The organism is Vibrio sp. C8 (assembly GCF_054051265.1).
This window is the reverse complement of the sequence record NZ_JBPAOE010000020.1, coordinates 1-22,703: the sequence shown is the minus strand read 5'-3', so window position 1 is coordinate 22,703 and position 22,703 is coordinate 1. Positions and strand designations below refer to the sequence as shown.

Here is a 22,703-nt window from a genome sequence, read left to right as displayed (position 1 = left end):
AATGCGTTACGTGCGTATTCCATGAACATCAGGAAGGTTGCGCCGTAAGGAACGAAACCACCATGTAGCGCGATACCGTTCATGATAGCGGTCATACCGAATTCACGAACACCGTAGTGGATGTAGTTGCCTGATGCATCTTCTGGCGTGATTGACTTAGAGCCAGACCACATAGTTAGGTTTGAAGGTGCAAGGTCAGCCGAGCCGCCCATGAATTCAGGTAGCATTTTACCGAACGCTTCTAGTGCGTTTTGCGATGCTTTACGTGATGCGATGTTTGCAGGGTTTGCTTGAAGTTCAGCGATAACCGCGTTTGCTTTCTCTTCCCACTCAGCTGGAAGTTCACCGTTCACACGACGTTTGAATTCTGCTGCTAGCTCTGGGTATGCCGCTGCGTACGCTGCGAATTTTTGTTCCCATGCCGCTTCTTTTGCTGCGCCCGCTTCTTTTGCATCCCAGTTCGCGTAGATATCTGCTGGGATTACAAATGGTGCGTGTTCCCAACCTAGGAACTCACGTGCTGCTTTGATTTCATCCGCGCCTAGTGGAGCGCCGTGACAGTCGTGAGAGCCTGCTTTGTTAGGAGAACCAAAACCGATAATGGTTTTAGTACAGATTAAAGTAGGACGACCTGTTTCAGCTTTCGCCGCTTCAATCGCTGCGTTGATTGCGTCAGCATCGTGACCATCAACCGCTGGGATAACGTGCCAGCCATACGCTTCAAAACGTTTTGGCGTATCGTCAGCAAACCAGCCTTCAACGTGACCATCGATAGAAATACCGTTGTCATCCCAGAATGCAATCAGTTTACCCAGACCTAAAGTACCCGCAAGAGAACATGCCTCGTGCGAGATACCTTCCATCATACAACCGTCGCCCATGAACGCGTACGTGTAGTGGTCAACAATCTCATGGCCTTCTTTGTTGAATTGAGCTGCCAAAGATTTTTCAGCCAGCGCCATACCCACAGCGTTAGTGATACCTTGACCTAGAGGGCCAGTCGTGGTTTCAATACCCGGTGCATAACCGTACTCAGGGTGACCCGGAGTTTTAGAGTGAAGCTGACGGAAGTTTTTAAGGTCGTCGATTGAAAGCTCGTAACCAGTCAGGTGAAGCAGTGAGTAAATCAGCATCGAGCCATGACCGTTAGAAAGGATGAAACGGTCGCGGTCAGCCCAGTTAGGATTTTGTGGGTTGTGGTTTAGGTGTGAACGCCAAAGTACTTCAGCGATATCCGCCATACCCATAGGGGCACCCGGGTGGCCAGAGTTAGCTTTTTGAACACCGTCCATGCTCAGAGCACGGATTGCATTTGCCAATTGTTTGCGAGACGCCATGTCAGCTCCTGATTGATTTAAGCGAAGTGAAATATACCCATCTATAATGGGAGGTATTGTTACAAAGCCCCTAGATCACTGCAATCGTTTACTTGAGCGTTGAAGCAAATTTGTCGGATGTGCACGGATAAGATTGCAAGTTAAAGAGAGAACACAAGCAAACGTTTGGTTATATCTAAAAGTGAAAAAGAGCTTGTAATTTAAGCATTCAAAACTAAAATAGCCGTCTAGATGTAGAAACGCCTACATAATGAACACTTTTCAAAGTAGTGAAGGACGAATTCTTTACTACTTTTTGACTATTTATATTGGAGCTATCATGGCTAAGCACCTGTTTACTTCTGAGTCAGTATCAGAGGGACATCCGGATAAAATCGCAGACCAAATCTCAGATGCGGTTCTAGATGCTATTTTGGAACAAGACCCTAAAGCACGTGTTGCTTGTGAAACTTACGTAAAAACCGGCATGGTTATGGTTGGTGGTGAGATCACAACTTCAGCATGGGTTGATATTGAAGAACTAACTCGTGAGACTGTTCGTGAAATCGGTTATGTCCATTCAGATATGGGCTTCGATGCTAACTCATGTGCAGTTCTAAACACCATTGGTAAACAGTCTCCAGACATCAACCAAGGTGTTGATAAAGCTGATCCTAAAGAGCAAGGCGCAGGTGACCAAGGTATCATGTTCGGTTACGCGACAAACGAAACTGACGTATTGATGCCAGCACCAATTACTTACTCTCACCTACTTGTTCAAAAACAAGCTGAAGTTCGTAAGAACGGCACGCTACCTTGGTTACGTCCAGATGCAAAATCTCAGGTAACTTTCCAATACGATCAAGGTAAAATCGTCGGTATCGATGCAGTCGTTCTTTCAACTCAACACTGTGATTCAATCTCAACTCCAGATCTACGTGAAGCAGTGATGGAAGAGATCATCAAACCTGTACTTCCTGCAGAATGGTTGAGCAAAGAGACTAAATTCTTCATCAACCCAACTGGCCGTTTCGTAATCGGTGGCCCAATGGGTGACTGTGGTTTAACTGGTCGTAAGATCATTGTTGATACCTACGGCGGTGCAGCTCGTCACGGTGGCGGTGCATTCTCTGGTAAAGATCCATCAAAAGTTGACCGTTCTGCGGCATATGCAGCGCGTTACGTAGCGAAAAACATTGTAGCTGCTGGTATGGCTGATCGTTGTGAAATCCAACTTTCATACGCAATCGGTGTTGCAGATCCAACTTCAATCATGGTTGAAACGTTCGGTACTGAAAAAGTGTCTCACGAAATCATCATCGAAGCGGTTCGCCAATTCTTCGATTTACGTCCATATGGTCTGCAAGAGATGTTGAACCTGCTTCAGCCTATCTATAAGAAAACAGCTGCTTACGGTCACTTTGGTCGTGAAGAATTCCCTTGGGAAGCAACTGACAAAGTTGAATTACTACGCGATTTCGCAAACATCAAGTAATTCAAAATGCTTTACTGACAAGCCCTCGCCAACTGGCGGGGGCTTTTCTTTTTCAACGTCCCTAAATCAGTTGCGGTTTAAATTTCAATCTGTCGATTTGTATTTTCCAACCTTATCTACAATAGTTAATAAAGTAATAGTTAATAAAATGTTACAAACGCGGTCGTTTTCTTAGAAATCCTAGGGAAGGCCCAATTTCTTAATTCACTGCCATATTGTTTTGGGAGGATTTATGCCTCGTACAATAGACCCTTCTGACTTCAAGCAAAAAGACAAAGAAGTCAGTCATCAGGAATATGCTCGCACACTGCCTTGCAATAAAGTGGAAATCTCCGCGCCTCTTCACTGGCTTGCTCTTGGCTTACACGACTTTATTCGCTTACCTTTAATCAGCGCATTTTATGGACTCTGCTTTATGGCTGCTGCTGTTGGCATTGTTCTGCTTATTCAATGGCAAGGCACTCATCTTGTCGTGATGCCAGCCCTAGTGGTTTACATGCTAATAGGCCCTTTCCTAGCACTTGGCCTTTATGATGCAGCTTGGCAACGAGAACGAGGCAAAGAAAGTAGCTTATTACATTCGATGAAAGCCATTACGCGTAATAGTACATCACAGTGGATGTTTGCGGTCGCACTGGCTGTTGCGATGATTTTCTGGATGAGAATCGCTGCGCTCTTGCACGCACTCTATCCATCGGTGCAAGGAGCACCACTGACCGACTTCCTCCCATTCTTAGTCATAGGTTCTCTTATTGGTTTCATTATTGCCAGCGTCATTTTCAGCATCTCCGCTTTCTCAATTCCTTTAATGATGGAAAGACGTGTCGATGTGATGACAGCCATATTCAGCAGTTTTAACGCAGTAAAATCCAATATCCCAGCCATGATTGTCTGGGCGGCAATTATCTGCGGCGGTATTTTAATCGGCTTTGCAACTTACGGAATCGGCATGCTCTTTACTATGCCAATACTCGGATATGCCACATGGCATGGTTACCAAGCAACGATTAAGAGAAAACATCAACCATAGGGCCTCCTCCTACTTTTTATCATATTGGCTCGAAGTTCTACTCAATGATAAAAAGAGGTTTGATGTTATAATCTCCCCGCTATTACCTGACTCAATAGGTATTAGTGGGGAATTTTTTTGGAGCCAGACTTGACCGATTTTCAACTGCAATACCAAGCATTATCACAAGTAAAAAAGTGTATAGACATTGCTTCCCGATACTTCAATCGCCAGTTCGATCTGCCAGAAATCAGCTACCGACTGAGAGGAAAGACTGCTGGAAAAGCGTATTTACAGTTGTGGGAAATACGTTTGAATCCGGTGTTGTTCAAAGAAAATCAACAAGCTTTTCTAAACGAAGTAATTCCTCATGAAATCGCCCATCTCATCACTTATGCTATCTATGGACGTGTAAAGCCTCATGGAGCTGAGTGGCAAGCAGTCATGAATCAAGTATTCAATTTGCCTGCTGAAACCACTCACAAGATGTCTGTTGAATCGGTTCAGGGAAAAACCTTTGCCTATCAATGCTCCTGTAGCCAATATCCTCTATCCGTCCGTCGCCACAATAAAGTATTGCGTAAACAGGCCACTTACCGCTGCCAACAGTGCAAACAAACGCTCACCTTTACTGGCATTCAGCTCACCGGATAAGTGCTAATGAAACGTAGCGGCCAAACAACTGCGAGTCACCCATAGGTTTTTAACCACAGATAGCGATACATTTCTCAACTAGATTTCAACTTAGAGAATGTTAGACTGTAAAAAACAATAAAATACAGTCCAACATATGCTTAATTATCGCTTTCTGCTGACAGCAGCTTTGCTGCTTGTTTCTCACACTTCTTACGCCGATTTTCCAAGCTCTTTTTCCAGCGCTAAAAACCAAGCTCTGAAAATTTATAAAGATCACCCAACCTCTTTTTACTGCGGCTGCGACATTTCGTGGCAGGGTAAGAAAGGCATTCCTGACTTAGAGAGCTGTGGATATAAAGTCCGCAAACAACAAACCCGAGCTAGCCGAATCGAATGGGAGCACGTTGTGCCAGCCTGGCAATTTGGCCACCAGCGTCAATGCTGGCAAGAAGGCGGACGTAAGCTTTGTAGTAAAAGCGATACGGTATTCCGTCGTATGGAAGCCGATTTACACAATTTAACGCCAGCGATTGGTGAAGTTAACGGCGACCGTTCAAACTTTAACTTTAGTCAGTGGAACGGGTTAGATGGCGTCACTTACGGACAATGCGAAATGCAGGTCAACTTCAAAGGGCGTAAAGCGATGCCTCCCGAAAGAGCTCGCGGTGCCATTGCACGCACTTACCTTTATATGAGTGCTGAGCATGGTTTTAAACTTTCCAGCTCACAAACCAAATTGATGCAGGCGTGGAACAAAACTTACCCAGTCGATGAGTGGGAATGCGAAAGAGAAAGGCGAATATTCAAAGTTCAAGGCAACAGAAACCCATTTGTCTATGAACAATGCTCAAAGTAAAGCCTGAAGATAACTATCAGAACCTATCTAGGCATATAAACCCAGACCGATAAATGAGGGGTGATTCACATTTCCCCCTTGTTTTTTCGGCACAAAGCATCCATGTTAGATGCGAGATATCCCACGCTATTGAATAGCGACTTTGATTAGGAAACAACACATGCGCATTCCCCGTGTCTATCATCCGCAGCCAATCACACAGTTAGGCCAAATTAACCTCGACGACGATGCCGCTAATCACATCGGTCGAGTACTGCGCATGAAAGAAGGACAAGAAATCCTTCTGTTTGATGGTAGCGGTGCAGAGTTTCCAGCAGTCATCAGCGAAAGCGGCAAAAAACATGTGACGGTTGAAGTTACAGAACGTGTCGAATGCAGCAGCGAATCACCACTTGATTTGCATTTAGGGCAAGTGATTTCGCGTGGCGACAAAATGGAGTTCACCATTCAGAAATCCGTTGAGTTGGGTGTAAACACTATCACTCCATTATTGTCAGAGCGATGTGGTATCAAGCTGGATGAGAAACGCTTTGAGAAGAAACTTCAGCAATGGCAAAAAATCGCCATCAGCGCTTGTGAACAGTGTGGTCGAAACGTGGTACCCGAAATTCGTCCTGTGATGGAATTAGAACAGTGGTGTGCAGAGCCAAGTGATGCACTGAAACTCAACCTTCACCCTCGCGCTCAATACTCCATTAATACACTTCCTGAACCAGTTACAAAAGTGCGTCTGTTAATCGGTCCGGAAGGTGGTCTTTCTGAAAAAGAAATCGATATGACCACCAAATACAACTTTGAAGAAACGTTGCTTGGACCTCGCGTCCTGCGTACAGAAACCGCAGCGTTAACCGCAATTACAGCTTTACAAGTTCGTTTTGGCGATCTTGGATAACGGAGACTTCCAATGATTAAACTCGGCATCGTAATGGATCCAATTTCATCCATTAATATCAAGAAAGATTCTAGCTTCGCGATGATGTTAGAAGCGCAGCGTCGCGGCTATGAAATTCATTATATGGAGATGAATGATCTACACTTAGATCAAGGTGTGGCTATCGCAGATACAAAAATCGTCACCCTGAAAGAAGATCCAAACGGTTGGTACGAGTTCAAATCTGAGCAAACTATTAAGTTATCTGAGCTAGATGCTGTATTAATGCGTAAAGATCCACCTTTTGATACTGAATACATTTACGCAACTTACATTCTAGAGCGTGCAGAAGATGAAGGTACGCTGATCGTCAACAAGCCACAGAGTCTTCGTGACTGTAACGAAAAACTGTTTACTGCATGGTTCCCAGAGCTGACTCCAACCACAATCGTGACTCGTAAAGCGGAAAAAATTAAGCAATTCAGAGAACAACATGGCGATGTGATCTTAAAACCGCTAGATGGTATGGGCGGTGCATCAATTTTCCGAGTGAAAGAAGGCGATCCAAACGTCTCTGTGATTATCGAAACACTGACTAATCACGGCCAAAACTACTGTATGGCGCAAACCTTCGTTCCAGATATTAGCAATGGCGACAAGCGTATTCTGGTTGTAGACGGTGAGCCGATGCCTTACTGTTTAGCTCGTATTCCAGCACAAGGGGAAACGCGCGGTAACTTAGCAGCAGGCGGTCGTGGAGAACCTCGTCCACTGAGTGAAACTGATAAAAAAATTGCACTTGCCGTGGCACCAACACTGAAAGAAAAGGGTCTAATTTTTGTAGGCCTAGATGTGATTGGAGACAAGCTGACTGAGATTAACGTAACCAGCCCGACCTGTATTCGTGAAATTGAAGCGGCTTACGATATCTCTATCACTGGCAAGTTAATGGATGCCATTGAGACACGCATAAAAGCAATGGCGATGTAATACCAATCTTTGAGGTTGGAGACACTATGAATCTTACAAATCATTTTCTCGTTGCGATGCCGAGTATGAAAGATCCTTACTTCAAACACAGTGTGATTTACATCTGTGAACATAATGAAGAAGGTGCTATGGGGCTTATTATTAATGCGCCCATAGATATTACTGTCGGCGGAATGTTGAAGCAGGTTGAGATAGAGCCTGCTTACCCACAGTCGCAAAGTAAAAGCCTTAAAGAGCCTGTTTTCAATGGCGGTCCGGTTTCAGAAGATCGCGGGTTTATTTTACACAGACCCAAAGATCATTATGAATCCAGCATTCGCATGACAGACGATATCGCGGTGACCACCTCCAAAGATATCCTAACGGTTTTAGGTACTGACGCAGAACCAAAAGGTTATCTCGTCGCCCTCGGCTATTCGGGATGGGAAGCGGGTCAACTAGAAAGCGAGCTATCGGAAAACTCTTGGTTGACCATAGAGGCGGACTCGGATCTGATTTTCAACACTCCGACCCGAGATAAATGGAACAAAGCAATTCAAAAACTGGGAATCGACCCTATCCAGTTATCTGGTGAAGCTGGTCACGCCTAGCCCAATTAACAGCGCTCAATATCAATTGAGCGCTTCTGTTTTTATTTAAACAAAGTTTCAAAAGAGTTTTACATGTCGCGAACTATTATGGCCTTCGACTACGGTACAAAAAGTATTGGTAGCGCCATCGGTCAGGAAATTACTGGCACCGCCTCACCACTGAAAGCGTTCAAAGCCAATGATGGTATTCCGAATTGGGATGATATCGAAAAGCAGCTTAAAGAGTGGAAACCTGATCTCGTCGTGGTTGGTTTACCGACTGACTTACATGGTAAAGATCTAGAAACCATTACCCCAAGAGCCAAAAAGTTTGCCCAGCGTCTTCATGGTCGCTTTGGCGTTCAGGTTGAACTGCACGATGAGCGTTTATCAACAGCGGAAGCGCGAGCTGAGCTTTTCTCGATGGGCGGATACAAAGCGCTTAGTAAAGGCAATATTGACTGTCAATCCGCAGTGATCATCTTAGAAAGCTGGTTTGAAAACCAGTGGGGTGAATAAAACCCTACGCTGAAAGTAGAGACAAAAAACGCGCTTTATCAGCGCGTTTTTTATTAGTTCATATCGATTTTCACATTAGCCAGTGAACTTGCACTCGGAGTATCTCCACGCTGAGTTTTTAACATCATGCGCAAATCATTGGCTGAATCAGCACTATGCATTGCATCTTGCTCTGTGATCTTATCTTCCACCAACAATTGATATAACGCTTGATCGAAGGTCTGCATGCCAATCTCTTTCGATTTTGCCATGGTTGTTTTCAGCTCATGCAGCTCGCCTTTGCGGATTAAGTCAGAAACGCGCGGTGAATTGAGTAAGATCTCAAACACGCCGTGGCGACCTTTACCATTTTTATCTCGAATCAGTTGCTGCCCTACCACGCCACGCAAATTCATCGACAAATCAAACAAGAACTGCTCTTTTTGCTCTTTAGGTACAAGGTGAAGAATACGCTCTAACGCTTGGTTGGCATTGTTCGCATGCAAAGTTGCCATACACAAGTGCCCAGTTTCAGCAAAGGTCATCGCATATTCCATCGTTTCACGACTGCGGATTTCACCAATCAAAATCATATCTGGCGCTTGACGCAGAGAGTTTTTCAGTGCGACTTCATAGCTTTCGGTATCTAAACCCACTTCTCGTTGGGTGACGATGCATTTTTGATGTTCGTGTACGAACTCAATTGGGTCTTCAACCGTTAAGATATGTCCACTGCGATGACGATTACGGTACCCTGTCATTGTTGCCATAGTGGTGGATTTACCCGAACCAGTAGCCCCCACGACCAGCACTAAGCCTCGCTTGGCAATCGAGAGATCTTGCAAAACAGCAGGCAGATTGAGTTCTTCAAATGTCGGAATTTGTGTTTCGATTCGTCGAATCACAGCGCCCGGTAACTCACGCTGGAAAAAGGCACTCACCCTGAAACGTCCGTTTCCTCTTACGATGGCAAAGTTCGCTTCGTGTGATGCGTTAAACTCCGCCTTACGCTCTTCATCCATCATTTCATGTAATAAAGAAAGTACCTCTTGCTGTGAAAGCTTGTCGCCTTGCGGACGCATCTCACCATCGACACGCAACAATACCGGTGCACCGACAGTAATATATAAGTCCGACGCTTTGAGCGAGGTCATCGCTTCAAGGTAGTGATTCAATTCCATTTCATTCGCTCTTAAAAGGTAGAGATTTCTGACTCAATCTTCTTCTGTACTTCAGCCGGATCCACTAAGCCTTGAGCAATCAGCTGTTTAGAGTTTTGCTCCATGGTCTGCATTCCGTGAGCAGCGCCTGTTTGGATGATCGAATACATCTGAGCCACTTTATCTTCGCGGATCAAGTTACGAATTGCAGGTGTCGCCAGCATGATCTCATGGCAAGCAACTCGACCACCGCCCGTGCGTTTTAACAGTTTCTGCGCGATTACCGCACGTAGTGATTCCGACAACATCGAACGCACCATATCTTTATCGTTGCCCGGAAACACATCAATAATACGGTCAATAGTTTTCGCAGCAGAACTGGTATGCAGAGTGCCGAAAACAAGGTGTCCTGTTTCCGCTGCCGTCAATGCTAAACTAATGGTCTCTTGGTCACGCAGCTCACCGACCAGAATCACATCAGGGTCTTCACGCAATGCAGAACGCAGTGCATTCTTGAAACTGTGCGTATCACGGTGAACTTCGCGTTGGTTGATCAAACACTTATCGTTGCTATGAACGAATTCGATTGGATCTTCAATGGTAAGAATATGCTTGTTGTGATTCTTGTTAATGTAATCAACCATCGCAGCCAAAGTGGTTGATTTACCTGAGCCGGTCGGCCCTGTCACCAAAACCAGACCTTTCTCATAGTTAGCAATTTTGCTGAAAATCTCGGGAGCATCTAACTGATCAAGAGTAGGAATGACTGTCGGAATGGTTCGAAATACCGCAGAACAGCCGCGGGCCTGATGAAAAGCGTTGACACGAAAGCGCCCTACATCCGGAAGTTCAAAAGAAAAATCCACTTCGAGTTTTTCTTCAAACTCACTGCGCTGAGCATCATTCATCACTTCAAACACTAGACGATGAACATCTGCATGGGTAAAAGCAGGCACGCCAAGCTTTCTTACTTCGCCATCTATACGTACCATAGGCGGAACACCTGCAGAAAGATGTAGATCTGACGCATTATGCTTTACACTAAAATCCAGTAACTCAGCGATATTCATTTATTTATTTTCCTTAGGGTCTGTAGACCAAATAAAGTCAGGCTATGAGTAGTATTCAACAAAATATCAAAGATATCATTTCACAAATTGAGCGCGCACAACAAAAGTGTGGACGTAGTCCAGACTCAGTGCAACTTCTCGCAGTGAGTAAAACCAAACCTGTCGAGGCAGTTCTAGAAGCGGCGCAAGCCGGGCAACGCAGTTTCGGTGAAAACTACGTGCAAGAAGGCGTCGAAAAGGTTCAGTATTTTCAGCACAATCACCCCGAGCTTAAGCTAGAATGGCACTTCATTGGACCGCTGCAATCGAACAAGTCACGTCTTATTGCTGAAAATTTCGATTGGATGCATACCATTGACCGAGCCAAGATTGCGCAACGCCTCAGTGAGCAGAGACCAGCGAATTTGCCGCCATTACAAGTATTGATTCAGGTTAACACCAGCGGAGAGGCTTCCAAATCAGGCATTTCCGAAAATGAAGTATTTGAACTGGCTGAATTGATTTCTGGCTTACCAAACCTCATGTTAAGAGGATTGATGTCGATTCCTGAGAACGTTGCAGACTATGAATCCCAATTTGCTGCGTTTAAAAAACTCACGGATTTAAAAGCAAGACTGGTTGAAAAATTCCCGAGTATCGACACCCTATCTATGGGGATGAGTGGCGATATGGAAGCAGCGATTGCAGCAGGCAGTACCATAGTTCGTATCGGTACAGCTGTATTTGGTCAGCGTGACTATAGTCATTAACACTATAGTCATTAACAAAAGACCGCCATTAACAAAAATGGCAATCGCTAAAAAACTAACACTAAAATTTTTGGATAGAAGAGCAGACATGGAACAAAGAACAATCGCTTTTATTGGTGCGGGTAATATGGCTCATGCGATTATCGCAGGTCTTGTAGCCAGCGGTTATGATGCAAAGAAAATCATTGCAACAGCGCCTTCAGAGACGCGCCGCAAGCCACTGGAAGAGAAATACGGCATTCGTACCACCAGCGATAACCTTGCAGCAGCACATGAAGCGGATGTGGTTGTGTTGGCGGTTAAACCTCAGTTAATGGCTGATGTGTGCGCACCTCTACAAGCGGTAGACTATTCAAACAAATTGGTGATCTCCATTGCTGCGGGCATTTCAGTGGCACGTTTCAATGAAATGCTGGCAACTGAGCTGCAACTTGTTCGCGTGATGCCGAATACACCATCGTTAGTCAACAAAGGCATGGCTGGTCTGTATGCAGCACAATCTGTTTCTCAAAAAGACAAGGATTTCACGTCAGAACTGATGTCTGCGGTAGGCGAAGTTTGCTGGGTAGAACAAGAATCTGGCATCAACAGTGTGATTGCGGCAGCCGGCAGTGCGCCAGCTTATTTTTTCCTCTTCATGCAAGCGATGCAAGAAGAAGCAATGGCTCAAGGGTTTGATGAACAAACGGCTCGTCTGCTTGTCCAACAAGCGGCTCTGGGCGCTGCGGAAATGGTACAAGCCAACCCTGATGTATCACTGGCGACTCTACGCGAACAAGTAACATCTAAAGGTGGCACGACAGCTGAAGCTATCCGTACATTTAACGAAAACCATCTTTCAGAGATTGTTGCTAAGGCGATGCAAGCTGCGGTTTCAAGAGCTGAAGAGATGGAAAAACTATTTTAATTAGCGCAACTCAAACTAAGGGCTCTCTATGAATTCTATGAGTTTTCTAATCTCCACAGTGTTTGACCTTTATATTATGGTCGTGATCCTACGTATCTGGCTACAAGCAGCACGTGCAGATTTCTACAACCCATTTTCTCAATTTATTGTTAAAGCAACCCAACCTGTCGTAGCACCACTACGCCGTGTTATTCCATCAGTAGGTAGTGTTGATTTGGCGACAGTGCTGTTTGCCTACGTACTGTGTGTTTTGAAATTTGTCGCAATGATCCTTATCGCATCAGGCGGTGCAGTCAGCTTCAGTACTGACTTCCTGTTCCTTGGGCTTCTGTCGCTGATAAAAGCAGCGGGCGGTTTACTGTTCTGGGTACTACTACTTCGCGCGATTCTAAGCTGGGTTAGCCAAGGCCGTAGCCCAATTGAGTATGTATTTCATCAGCTGACAGAACCAATGCTGGCTCCGATTCGTCGTATTCTTCCAGCAATGGGCGGCTTCGATCTTAGCGTATTAGTGCTGTTTATTGTGTTGCAGTTTGCCAACTTCCTGATGGGCGATATCATTGGTCCTATCTGGTATCAACTATAATGAAAGCAGCTTGGTTTGATGGCGACGACTTAATTTTACGGCTCTATATTCAGCCTAAAGCCAGTCGTGACAGCATTGTTGGTCTGCATGGTGAAGAGCTAAAAATCGCAATAACCGCTCCACCCGTTGACGGTAAAGCCAATGCCCATCTCACCAAGTATTTAGCCAAACAATGCAAAGTGGCTAAAGGGCTGATAGAAATAGAAAAAGGCGAACTTGGCAGGCATAAACAGATCAGAATTATTTCGCCTGCTGAGATACCTAAAGAAATTCAAGCCATTATTCAATAACCAAACTTTCATTCCCCACTCCTATGTGGGGAATGTTTTTAGTCTAGATCAACAAGGAAACGACCATGCGCCAGTGGATGATAGCTCTGCTACTTACCTTTGCCGCTCTGCCAAGCTCAGCAGAGCAGTTTCAGAACATCAAAGATATTGAAGTGCACTACTCTGCCTTCAATTCGACGTTTTTAACCCCTCAAGTCGCACGCAGCTATAAACTCACTCGCAATGGTTATTCTGCCATTCTGAATATTAGCGTGTTAGACACTTCATCTCTGGGTAAACCAGCGGTTGAGGCAAAAGTGTCAGGCAATGTGAGAAGTTTATTAGGTAACATTCGCGACCTTAAATTTAGCGAAATCAAAGAAGGCGAAGCCATCTACTACTTGACTGAATTTCCGATTAACAACGAAGAAGATTTAATGTTTGATATCGACGTTAATGCTGGCAATAAAGGCGCAGGCAAAGTTAAATTCACCCAAAAATTTTATGTTGAAGAATAACGTCGAACATAGAGATAAGAGAAAATGAAAAAGATTGTATTAGCGACTGGCAACCAAGGAAAAGTTCGTGAAATGGCTGACTTGCTGGCTGATTTTGGTTTCGACGTTGTCGCGCAAAGCGAATTCAATGTCTCTGAAGTGGCAGAAACAGGCACCACTTTCATTGAAAATGCCATTATCAAAGCGCGCCATGCGGCAAAAGAAACTGGCTTACCAGCGATTGCTGATGACTCTGGTTTAGAAGTTGATTACTTAAAAGGCGCACCGGGCATTTATTCCGCTCGCTACGCTGGCGAAGGCGCATCCGACCAAGAGAACCTAGAAAAACTGCTTAACGCAATGCAAGGTGTTCCTGAAGCAGAGCGTACTGCTCGTTTCCACTGCGTATTAGTTCTGATGCGCCATGAAAACGATCCAACACCGATTGTCTGCCATGGCAAATGGGAAGGTCGCATTTTAGAGCAAGCACACGGCACCAACGGTTTTGGCTACGATCCTGTGTTCTTTGTCCCTGAAGACAATTGCGCTTCCGCTGAATTAGAACCTGCACGTAAGAAGCAGCTTTCTCACCGTGGTAAAGCACTGAAGAAACTGTTCCAAGCGATCGAAGAGCAAAATCAATAATGCTGACACCGCCTGATCTTAGCCTTTATGTACACATCCCTTGGTGTGTACAAAAATGCCCATATTGTGATTTCAACTCTCATGCGCTGAAAGCTGAGATCCCAGAAGATCACTACATTGATGCTTTGCTTGAAGATCTTGATACCGATATTGAACGTTATCAACTTGCTGACGCTCCACGCCAACTGCATTCGATCTTTATCGGTGGTGGTACACCAAGCTTGATCTCTGCCGAGGGGATCAAGCGCTTATTGCAAGGTATTGAAGAGCGAATAGCGTTTAAACCGAATATTGAAATCACCATGGAAGCCAATCCGGGCACGATTGAAGCTGAACGTTTTGCTGGTTACAGAAAAGCGGGTGTCACTCGTATCTCGATAGGCGTGCAAAGCTTCGCGCCTGAAAAGCTGCAACGTCTTGGTCGAATTCACGGTAAAGATGAGGCTCTGCGAGCCGCAAATCTAGCGCATACCATTGGACTCACTAGCTTCAATTTAGATTTGATGCATGGTTTGCCCGATCAAACCATTGAAGAAGCGTTAGCCGATCTCGATCAAGCCATCGAGCTAAATCCGCCACACCTATCTTGGTATCAGTTGACGATTGAACCTAACACCATGTTTTACTTCAAACCACCGACGTTGCCCGATGACGATGCATTGTGGGACATCTTTGAATTAGGACATAAGAAGCTCACCGAAGCCGGTTACGTGCAATATGAGATATCTGGCTACAGTAAGCCCGGTTATCAGTGTCAGCACAACCTGAACTACTGGAGATTTGGTGATTATCTAGGCATTGGTTGTGGCTCTCACGGCAAACTTAGCATTAGTGATGGACGAATTGTTCGCACAACCAAAGTTAAGCACCCGAAAGGTTATCTAGCGGCATACCAGAACCTGACTAAACCATACTTGGATTCAGAGCAGCTCGTGGCTGATGAAGATCGTCCATTTGAGTTCTTTATGAATCGCTTTAGATTGATGGAGCCATGTCCTAAAGCCGATTTCATCACAACCACAGGCTTAGAACTGGACGTGATTCAACCAACCATCAATTGGGCGTTGGAATTAGGATATTTAAGTGAAGATGCCACGCACTGGCAGATCACAGAAAAAGGCAAATTGTTCCTCAATGATCTGCTTGAAGCTTTTATGGCAGAAGAAGATTAATTACCCTCGATATTGAAGAAGAAAGACGGGAAGTCAGTTGCAGACTTCCCTACTTCGATAAAATACTTCTAGAATATTGAGCGGCCGATACGTTGCGCTAACAACTCAAGCGCCCGTGTTCCTGCTAGCGAGTTGCCTGAAGCGTCCAGCTCTGGAGACCAGACAGCAATGGTCATCTCCCCCGGAACGATAGCCACAATACCGCCACCTACGCCCGATTTACCCGGCATTCCGACACGGTAAGCAAACTCACCCGCCCCATCATACAAGCCACACGTTGCCAGTAGCGCATTAACCTGTTTGCTTTGAGTTGGGCTAATAATCTCTTCACCGGTATGAACGGATACCCCTTTATTGGCAAGATAGCTGAAGGTTTTTGCCAATTCAACACAGCTCATTTTAAGCGCACAAGCGTGAAAGTAGTTGTTTAACACTGGTAATACATCGTTGTGGAAGTTACCAAACGAGCGCATAAGGTAAGCAATGGCCGCATTACGATCGCTATGCATCATTTCCGATGCGGCAACGACCTTATCGTAAAGAATATGCTGTTCACCGCTAAGTTGACGTGCGAAATCGAGCAAACGTTGACGAGGAGCAGACAGGCGACTGCTGAGCATATCGGCGACCACAATCGCGCCGGCATTAATAAATGGATTGCGAGGTATGCCTTGTTCAACTTCGAGCTGAATCAGAGAGTTAAATGCTTGACCTGAAGGTTCTTTGCCAACGCGACTCCAAATCTCATCGGGTTGATAAAGTCCCATCGCCAGCGTCAGACTCAGGGCTTTTGAAATGGATTGAATAGAGAAACCTTCATCGGCATCTCCAGCTTTAATCACTTCACCTTGATTGGTATAAACTGCGATACCTAACTTGGTGTTTGGTACCTCTGCCAACGCGGGAATGTAGTCAGCGACGTTTCCTTGGCCAATCAAATGTCGAACGTCATCGAGTATATTTGTAAGTATTTCTGATGTCGGTTTCATCGAATCCACTTATCGGTGTCAATGCGTCAGATCGATATCCAAACGCAAGGGTTAAAAAATGCCAACATTGTAGCAATGTTGGCATTTTCAATATTCATTCAATGGATATAAAAAACTAGCTCACACGCTTGTATTTAATATCCCAAACTCCGTGACCAAGACGGTGGCCACGTTGTTCAAATTTTGTCAGTGGGCGCTCTTCTGGACGGGGAATATAATCACCATCTTGGGCGATATTTGCAAAACCAGGTGCTTGATTCATGATTTCAATCATGTGTTCTGCGTAATTTTCCCAGTCTGTTGCCATATGGAAGATACCTTCATCCACAATCAGCTTTTGACGAACCATTTCAGCAAACTCCAGTTGAACAATACGGCGTTTGTGGTGACGCTTTTTATGCCAAGGGTCAGGGAAAAACAGTTGTAGTGTGTGCAGGCTGTTGTCAGGAATCATATGCGCGAACACTTCTACTGCGTCGTGACACATAACACGCAGGTTAGTTACACCCGCTTCACGAGCAGCAGACAAACATGCACCAACACCCGGACTGTGAACTTCAATACCAATAAAGTTTTTCTCTGGAGCATTCTTTGCCATCTCAACCAAAGATGCGCCCATGCCAAAACCGATCTCTAAAACCACTGGGTTGTTATTACCAAATACTTGATTCCAATCGAGCAGGCTCGTTTGATATTCGATCCCCATAGTTGGCCAGCATTCTTTCATCGCTGCTTCTTGGCCTTTAGTCAGACGACCTTCGCGACGAACAAAACTGCGAATTCGACGAACGATTTTGCCATCTTCTGTGAACTCGTTAGTGGTTACTTCACTCATTGATATTGCCTGTATAAAATTTAGTCTTGAGTTTGAGGGCTGTGATTATCCAAAGAATTACTTTAGGTGCAAGCATTATTGTTGCTCAAATCAACACAAATACCCGTAGTTTTTGTCTGTTTTACATCCTGAGCATTATGTGGTGCAATTTTGCCCCATTATTTTAATAAATATAGATGAGTAAAGTCGTGACCCCTTTCGCTAAGGCAATTCTCACTTGGTATGACAGCTACGGTCGTAAAAATCTGCCATGGCAGCAAAATAAAACCGCATATAGCGTATGGCTGTCGGAAATCATGCTCCAGCAGACGCAAGTATCCACCGTTATGCCTTATTACGAGCGTTTTATGCAACGCTTTCCTACGGTGACAGATCTGGCGAATGCAGAACAAGATGAAGTTCTCCATTACTGGACAGGGCTTGGTTACTACGCGCGAGCTCGTAATCTTCATAAAGCAGCCAAAACTGTGGCTGAACAATACAACGGAGAGTTTCCAACGGATATTGAAGCAATGAATGCTCTGCCCGGTGTTGGTCGCTCAACCGCTGCCGCCGTTCTATCATCAGTTCACAAACAACCACACGCTATTCTAGATGGAAACGTGAAACGTACTTTGGCTCGTAGCTTCGCTGTTGAAGGTTGGCCTGGAAAGAAAACGGTCGAAAATCAACTTTGGCAATACGCTGAAATGCATACGCCAAAGCAAGACGTCGACAAGTACAACCAAGCCATGATGGATATGGGGGCGATGATCTGCACCCGCTCAAAACCGAAATGCAGCTTATGCCCAGTTGAAGAGTTTTGCCAAGCAAAACAACAAGGTAATCCTTTGGATTATCCGGGTAAAAAACCCAAAACAACCAAACCTGAAAAAGAAACTTGGTTTGTGATTTTACGTCATGGCAACGAAGTGTGGCTTGAACAACGACCTCAAAGCGGTATTTGGGGTGGACTATTTTGCTTTCCAGAAAACAGCGATTCAAAGATTGAAAACGCTTTGGATAAACGCGCTATTCAAGAAAGCCAACTGTTGTCGAAGAAACAACTTATCGCTTTTCGCCACACTTTTAGCCACTACCACCTCGATATCACCCCTGTTTTGCTAGAACTGTCCACCAAACCAGACATGGTAATGGAAGCTAACAAAGGTCTTTGGTATAACTTAAACAAACCTGAAGAAGTAGGCTTAGCTGCACCAGTAAAACAGTTATTACAAAGCCTTCTATATGAGATTTAACTAAGAGGAAATCCTTATGAGCCGCACGGTATTTTGTGCTCGACTAGAAAAAGAAGCTGATGGTTTGGATTTTCAGCTTTACCCAGGTGAACTAGGTAAACGTATTTTCGACAACATCTCCAAAGAAGCTTGGGGCCAATGGCAAGCAAAACAGACCATGTTGATCAACGAAAAAAAACTCAACATGATGGATCCTGAACATCGTAAATTGCTTGAACAAGAGATGGTGAACTTCTTGTTCGAAGGTAAAGATGTCCACATAGAAGGCTATACTCCGCCAAGCCAATAATCGAATGACCAATAGTAGATAAAGAAAAACCCTATTTTATCGAAGGAAAATAAATGACATCATTAGCTCAGGGTCCGTCGATTCTAGGTTGAGATGTCATTTTTATTTAAGCCCATCAACGCTGGGTATTATTCAGCTTGAGGCTGCTATGAGGAGCGCATGAGAAAGCTTGCTTACTGTATTACTGCCCTAATGCTGGTTGGATGTAGTCGCGAATTCGTCGAAAGTATTTACGATGTGAACTATGAACCAACTAACCGTTTCGCAAAAAATTTGGCCCAGCTTCCGGGGCAGTTTGAAAAAGATACAGTAGCACTTGATGCGCTTATCAATAGCTTCTCCGGCAATATCGAAAAACGTTGGGGCAGCCGAGAAATTAAAGTTGCCGGTAAAAGTAACTACGTAAAGTACATCGATAACTATCTAAGTCGTGCAGAAGTCAATTTTCAGGAAGGGAAGATCATTATTGAAACAGTCTCTCCTAGCGATCCTGAAGGCCACTTAAAAAGAGCCATAGTCACTACTTTGCTTACCCCAGACGACCCGATGAACGTTGACCTCTTCTCATCTCAAAACATTGAATTAAAAGGACAACCATTTCTATACAATCAAGTATTAGATCAAGATAAACAACCTATCCAATGGGGTTGGCGGGCAAACCGATTTGCTGATTATCTGATTGCCAACCAGATCAAAGTGAAGCAAGTCGATTTCAAAAAAGCCTACTATGTTGAAATTCCCATGGTGGAAGATCAAATTCAGATCCGAAGTTATCAATACGCCAACATAGTACAAAAAGCATCGCGTAAATATGACATTCCAGAAGATCTCATTTATGCCATCATCAAGACAGAGAGTAGTTTTAACCCTTATGCCGTAAGCTGGGCGAATGCGTATGGTTTGATGCAGGTGGTACCGAAAACGGCTGGACGGGACGTGTATAAACTGGTGAAAAACAAATCTGGTCAGCCATCACCAGAGTATCTTTTTAATCCAGAAAACAACATTGATACGGGTACTGCGTATTTCTACATCCTAAAAAATCGTTATTTGAAAGGTGTTCGCAACCCTACTTCACTCGAATACAGTATGATTTCTGCCTACAACGGCGGCACTGGCGGAGTGCTTAACACCTTTAGCAGAGACAGAAAAAGAGCGATGTCTGACCTGAATGCACTGCAACCAAATCAAGTTTATTGGGCTCTGACAAAAAAACACCCTAATTCTGAATCGCGGCGTTATCTGGAAAAAGTGACGAAATATAAGAAAGAATTCAACGCACAGTGATAAAAAACGGTCAATTAGCTCAAAACAACAGCGATCAACACGATTTTTAGTTTTTTTATAAAAAACAGGTTGACGCAGAGAGGGAAAATCCGTTTAATAGCGCTCCGTTGCCCGGATAGCTCAGTCGGTAGAGCAGAGGATTGAAAATCCTCGTGTCGGTGGTTCGATTCCGCCTCCGGGCACCACAATTTGATTGTTGGTGTCTAAGACATCAACAAATTAGTAAAAGAATATTTGTGCGCCGACTTAGCTCAGTAGGTAGAGCAACTGACTTGTAATCAGTAGGTCACCAGTTCGATTCCGGTAGTCGGCACCATTCTTTTGCCTCGATAGCTCAGTCGGTAGAGCAGAGGATTGAAAATCCTCGTGTCGGTGGTTCGATTCCGCCTCGAGGCACCATTATTTGGTGCGATTATTCCTTTAGTTAGGAATACACACAAATAATTCCCCCTTAGTTCAGTCGGTAGAACGGCGGACTGTTAATCCGTATGTCGCAAGTTCAAGTCTTGCAGGGGGAGCCACTTTTAAAGCCAAGTCGAAAGACTTGGCTTTTTCATTTTTTGTCATTTGTAAATCGACTCCCCCCAATATCCCCTTCTATTCCTTTCACAACAGAAATATAGGTTTTTCTGTGATCTGCTTAACCAATACTATTCGTCCATTCGCTCACAACTTATTTTGCACCGAAAATTTAATCAATCTCATAGTTTGAACATTTGGGCTTACCCACATAGATGTTAACCGTCTATGATTCACGAATACCAATAATTAACTTTTATGTCAGTTATCTTGCTACTCAATTGGATGAGAATCTATTCATGAAATTAAAAACACAAGCTTACTTTTTGTCTGGAATTATCCTCGCCGCGCTTTTAGCTCTAACAATTTCAGGCTTATGGACGTTGAAAGTAGCGAGTAACTTAGACAACAAAGCTCGCGTAACCGAATTGTTTAAAAGTGCCTACAGCATTTTGCGTGAAGTAGAAAAGATGGCGGAAGAAGGCTTAATGCCTGAAGCAGAAGCCAAACAACTCGCTACACGTCTTCTTCGCAACAATATCTATAAAGACAATGAGTACGTTTATGTTGCTGATGAAAAAATGAATTTTGTGGCGACACCACTTGACCCACAGCTGCATGGAACAAGTTTCAACGACTTTAAAGATGGGGATGGAAAGAGTGTTGGCGCTTTGATTCAAAAAGTCTTAGGTAATCAAACGAAAAGCATAGTCGAATACACGTGGACTCAAAAGCAAGCAGACGGCTCGATCGAAGAAAAACTCTCTATTGCCCAAAAAACACCGCACTGGGGTTGGGTTGTTGGGACAGGTATAGGCTTTAATGAAGCAAATGCTCGTTTTTGGTCAACGGCCCAATGGCAGCTGACGCTTTGTGTTGTTATTGCAGCCTTCATTCTTTCACTGCTTATCTACGCAATTCGAAAAATGCTGTTGCTTCTTGGCGGAGAACCAAAAGATGTACTCAATGCTGTTCAAGACGTTGCTAAAGGCAGTATTCAAACCAGTTTCGAAAAAGATGCCCCAGCAGGAAGCATCTATCAAGCCGTTCAACAAATGAGCCAGTCTCTTGCTCGTCTCGTCAATAACTTAGAAACATCAATGAATGCATTACGCAATGAGCTAACTAATCTAGAACAACGTTCTGTGTCCATTACACAACTAACTGACACACAAAACCAATCTACAGCGATGATCGCAACCGCAATCACTGAGATGGCTTCATCGGCAAATCACGTGGCAGAATCATCAAAAGATACAGCAGTAAACACAGATCAAGCCGATCAGCAGAGTCAGCACACTCAAGAACTCATCCATCACACTGTAAATAATATTCAAGGGCTGGCAAAACAGCTTGAAAGTGCAAGCAATGCCGTTTCGGAACTAGACCATGATGTAAATAACATTGCTAAAGTGCTGGATGTTATTGGTGATATTGCCGAGCAAACCAATCTCCTAGCATTAAACGCTGCTATTGAAGCAGCCAGAGCTGGCGAACAAGGACGAGGGTTTGCTGTAGTTGCTGACGAAGTTCGCAATCTTGCTGGAAGAACGCAAGAAAGCACGAAAGAAATTCAAAAAATGATCAGTAACTTACAATCAGGTTCCCAGAATGCCATTAAAGCAATGCAAATCTGTGCGGAAACAAGCCAAAACACCGTTGTAGAATCAGAAAATGCCTCAGAGGCACTGCAACAAATTGTCGTTGCTCTGGAATCAATTTCGCAAATGACTCATCAGATTGCAACGGCAGCGGCGGAGCAGACACAAGTCGGTGATGACATCGCTAAACGAATTAATATGATAGAAGAAAGTTCTGTACAACTAAGCCGCGTAGTAAACGAAAGTAACAGCAGTACCCAAACTTTGGACACACTCTCAAACGAACTTGAACAGTGGGTGAATAAATTCACTGTTAAGCATTGATCCCTCTTACTTAGCAATAGCTAAATAGTCACGGTAGAAGCTTTTACTCTTCAAAGCTTCTACCTATTCTAAGCCGCAAATACCCACCACATCATCCCTTCACTAATAAGGCTTTATTAACAGATATCCCCGCTATTTATTAACGAAAATGGGCAAAAACAAGCCACTAAGTATAGAAAAGCAACAAACGATATTTTTTTTGCAATTTAGTGTTGACGTTAAATGCGAAAAACCTTTTAATACACCCCGTTGCCTCGATAGCTCAGTCGGTAGAGCAGAGGATTGAAAATCCTCGTGTCGGTGGTTCGATTCCGCCTCGAGGCACC

The 22,703-nt window shown here is 44.3% G+C and carries 24 protein-coding genes and 5 tRNA genes; 24 read left to right on the top strand and 5 right to left on the bottom strand.

Annotated features, from left to right (window positions below):
• The coding region (gene tkt, locus ACRQQK_RS11205) for a transketolase (RefSeq protein ID WP_457511437.1) at positions 1–1,337 on the bottom strand (1,337 nt) is incomplete at its 3' end.
• A gap of 319 nt (positions 1,338–1,656) precedes the next feature.
• Here tkt and metK point away from each other — a divergent pair.
• From metK to ruvX, 8 genes are all read left to right on the top strand, one after another.
• Positions 1,657–2,811 (top strand): methionine adenosyltransferase, encoded by a 1,155-nt coding sequence (gene metK / locus ACRQQK_RS11200; RefSeq protein WP_457511435.1) that lies wholly within the window; start codon positions 1,657–1,659, stop codon positions 2,809–2,811.
• A 232-nt stretch (positions 2,812–3,043) separates the two neighbouring features.
• Entirely contained in the window at positions 3,044–3,841 is a 798-nt protein-coding gene (locus ACRQQK_RS11195) for a DUF2189 domain-containing protein (protein WP_457511433.1), read from the top strand.
• 129 nt (positions 3,842–3,970) lie between these two features.
• Entirely contained in the window at positions 3,971–4,474 is a 504-nt protein-coding gene (locus ACRQQK_RS11190) for a SprT family zinc-dependent metalloprotease (protein ID WP_457511431.1), read from the top strand.
• Between the two features lie 136 nt (positions 4,475–4,610).
• Positions 4,611–5,312, top strand: coding sequence for an endonuclease (locus tag ACRQQK_RS11185; protein ID WP_457511429.1), 702 nt, complete (start codon positions 4,611–4,613; stop codon positions 5,310–5,312).
• Between the two features lie 160 nt (positions 5,313–5,472).
• Positions 5,473–6,204, top strand: a complete 732-nt coding sequence (rsmE, locus tag ACRQQK_RS11180; RefSeq protein ID WP_457511427.1) for a 16S rRNA (uracil(1498)-N(3))-methyltransferase — start codon at positions 5,473–5,475, stop codon at positions 6,202–6,204.
• Between the two features lie 12 nt (positions 6,205–6,216).
• The gene (gshB, locus tag ACRQQK_RS11175) at positions 6,217–7,173 is read left to right on the top strand and encodes a glutathione synthase (RefSeq protein WP_337164230.1); all 957 of its coding nucleotides are present in this window, start codon (positions 6,217–6,219) and stop codon (positions 7,171–7,173) included.
• Positions 7,174–7,199: 26 nt separating this feature from the next.
• Positions 7,200–7,763 carry a YqgE/AlgH family protein gene (locus ACRQQK_RS11170; RefSeq protein ID WP_042489186.1) on the top strand — a complete coding sequence of 188 codons (564 nt, stop codon included), beginning with the start codon at positions 7,200–7,202 and terminating at the stop codon, positions 7,761–7,763.
• A gap of 72 nt (positions 7,764–7,835) precedes the next feature.
• Entirely contained in the window at positions 7,836–8,261 is a 426-nt protein-coding gene (gene ruvX / locus ACRQQK_RS11165; protein ID WP_102942714.1) for a Holliday junction resolvase RuvX, read from the top strand.
• A gap of 53 nt (positions 8,262–8,314) precedes the next feature.
• Here the strand turns inward: ruvX and ACRQQK_RS11160 are convergent, their stop codons facing one another.
• Complete coding sequence (locus ACRQQK_RS11160; RefSeq protein WP_457511426.1) at positions 8,315–9,421, bottom strand: PilT/PilU family type 4a pilus ATPase; 1,107 nt, start codon at positions 9,419–9,421, stop codon at positions 8,315–8,317.
• A gap of 11 nt (positions 9,422–9,432) precedes the next feature.
• Positions 9,433–10,470 carry a type IV pilus twitching motility protein PilT gene (locus tag ACRQQK_RS11155; RefSeq protein WP_457511425.1) on the bottom strand — a complete coding sequence of 346 codons (1,038 nt, stop codon included), beginning with the start codon at positions 10,468–10,470 and terminating at the stop codon, positions 9,433–9,435.
• Positions 10,471–10,514: 44 nt separating this feature from the next.
• Here ACRQQK_RS11155 and ACRQQK_RS11150 point away from each other — a divergent pair, with 44 nt between their 5' ends.
• From ACRQQK_RS11150 to hemW, 7 genes are all read left to right on the top strand, one after another.
• Complete coding sequence (locus tag ACRQQK_RS11150; protein ID WP_457511424.1) at positions 10,515–11,219, top strand: YggS family pyridoxal phosphate-dependent enzyme; 705 nt, start codon at positions 10,515–10,517, stop codon at positions 11,217–11,219.
• Positions 11,220–11,307: 88 nt separating this feature from the next.
• Entirely contained in the window at positions 11,308–12,126 is an 819-nt protein-coding gene (gene proC / locus ACRQQK_RS11145; RefSeq protein ID WP_042489198.1) for a pyrroline-5-carboxylate reductase, read from the top strand.
• Between the two features lie 28 nt (positions 12,127–12,154).
• Positions 12,155–12,712: a YggT family protein gene (locus ACRQQK_RS11140; RefSeq protein WP_102964248.1), complete on the top strand. Its 558-nt coding sequence runs from the start codon at positions 12,155–12,157 to the stop codon at positions 12,710–12,712.
• The gene (yggU, locus tag ACRQQK_RS11135; RefSeq protein WP_102955634.1) at positions 12,712–13,002 is read left to right on the top strand and encodes a DUF167 family protein YggU; all 291 of its coding nucleotides are present in this window, start codon (positions 12,712–12,714) and stop codon (positions 13,000–13,002) included. Before ACRQQK_RS11140 ends, yggU begins: the two co-directional genes overlap by 1 nt.
• 65 nt (positions 13,003–13,067) lie before the next feature.
• Positions 13,068–13,499 carry a DUF4426 domain-containing protein gene (locus ACRQQK_RS11130; RefSeq protein ID WP_457511423.1) on the top strand — a complete coding sequence of 144 codons (432 nt, stop codon included), beginning with the start codon at positions 13,068–13,070 and terminating at the stop codon, positions 13,497–13,499.
• A gap of 24 nt (positions 13,500–13,523) precedes the next feature.
• On the top strand, positions 13,524–14,123 hold the full coding sequence (locus ACRQQK_RS11125) for an XTP/dITP diphosphatase (RefSeq protein ID WP_337164239.1): 600 nt from the start codon (positions 13,524–13,526) through the stop codon (positions 14,121–14,123).
• On the top strand, positions 14,123–15,295 hold the full coding sequence (hemW, locus tag ACRQQK_RS11120; protein WP_457511422.1) for a radical SAM family heme chaperone HemW: 1,173 nt from the start codon (positions 14,123–14,125) through the stop codon (positions 15,293–15,295). Before ACRQQK_RS11125 ends, hemW begins: the two co-directional genes overlap by 1 nt.
• Before the next feature lie 68 nt (positions 15,296–15,363).
• Here hemW and glsB read toward each other — a convergent pair whose 3' ends face one another.
• Positions 15,364–16,284: a glutaminase B gene (glsB, locus tag ACRQQK_RS11115; RefSeq protein ID WP_457511421.1), complete on the bottom strand. Its 921-nt coding sequence runs from the start codon at positions 16,282–16,284 to the stop codon at positions 15,364–15,366.
• A 115-nt stretch (positions 16,285–16,399) separates the two neighbouring features.
• Positions 16,400–17,119, bottom strand: coding sequence for a tRNA (guanosine(46)-N7)-methyltransferase TrmB (trmB, locus tag ACRQQK_RS11110; RefSeq protein WP_457511420.1), 720 nt, complete (start codon positions 17,117–17,119; stop codon positions 16,400–16,402).
• A gap of 188 nt (positions 17,120–17,307) precedes the next feature.
• On the opposite strand from trmB, the gene mutY reads away from it, so the two are divergent.
• From mutY to ACRQQK_RS11065, 9 genes are all read left to right on the top strand, one after another.
• A complete protein-coding gene (gene mutY / locus ACRQQK_RS11105; protein WP_457511439.1) occupies positions 17,308–18,357 on the top strand; it encodes an A/G-specific adenine glycosylase in 1,050 nt (349 codons plus the stop codon).
• A 16-nt stretch (positions 18,358–18,373) separates the two neighbouring features.
• A complete protein-coding gene (locus ACRQQK_RS11100) occupies positions 18,374–18,646 on the top strand; it encodes an oxidative damage protection protein (protein ID WP_112403748.1) in 273 nt (90 codons plus the stop codon).
• Between the two features lie 159 nt (positions 18,647–18,805).
• Positions 18,806–19,933 carry a membrane-bound lytic murein transglycosylase MltC gene (mltC, locus tag ACRQQK_RS11095; protein WP_457511419.1) on the top strand — a complete coding sequence of 376 codons (1,128 nt, stop codon included), beginning with the start codon at positions 18,806–18,808 and terminating at the stop codon, positions 19,931–19,933.
• A 109-nt stretch (positions 19,934–20,042) separates the two neighbouring features.
• Positions 20,043–20,118, top strand: a tRNA-Phe gene (locus ACRQQK_RS11090).
• Between the two features lie 55 nt (positions 20,119–20,173).
• Positions 20,174–20,249: transfer RNA gene (locus ACRQQK_RS11085), tRNA-Thr, on the top strand.
• 7 nt (positions 20,250–20,256) lie between these two features.
• A tRNA-Phe gene (locus tag ACRQQK_RS11080) sits at positions 20,257–20,332 on the top strand.
• A gap of 46 nt (positions 20,333–20,378) precedes the next feature.
• Positions 20,379–20,454, top strand: a tRNA-Asn gene (locus ACRQQK_RS11075).
• Positions 20,455–20,751: 297 nt separating this feature from the next.
• Positions 20,752–22,377 (top strand): methyl-accepting chemotaxis protein, encoded by a 1,626-nt coding sequence (locus ACRQQK_RS11070; RefSeq protein ID WP_457511418.1) that lies wholly within the window; start codon positions 20,752–20,754, stop codon positions 22,375–22,377.
• A 251-nt stretch (positions 22,378–22,628) separates the two neighbouring features.
• Positions 22,629–22,701, top strand: a tRNA-Phe gene (locus tag ACRQQK_RS11065).
• Positions 22,702–22,703: the final 2 nt, after the last annotated feature.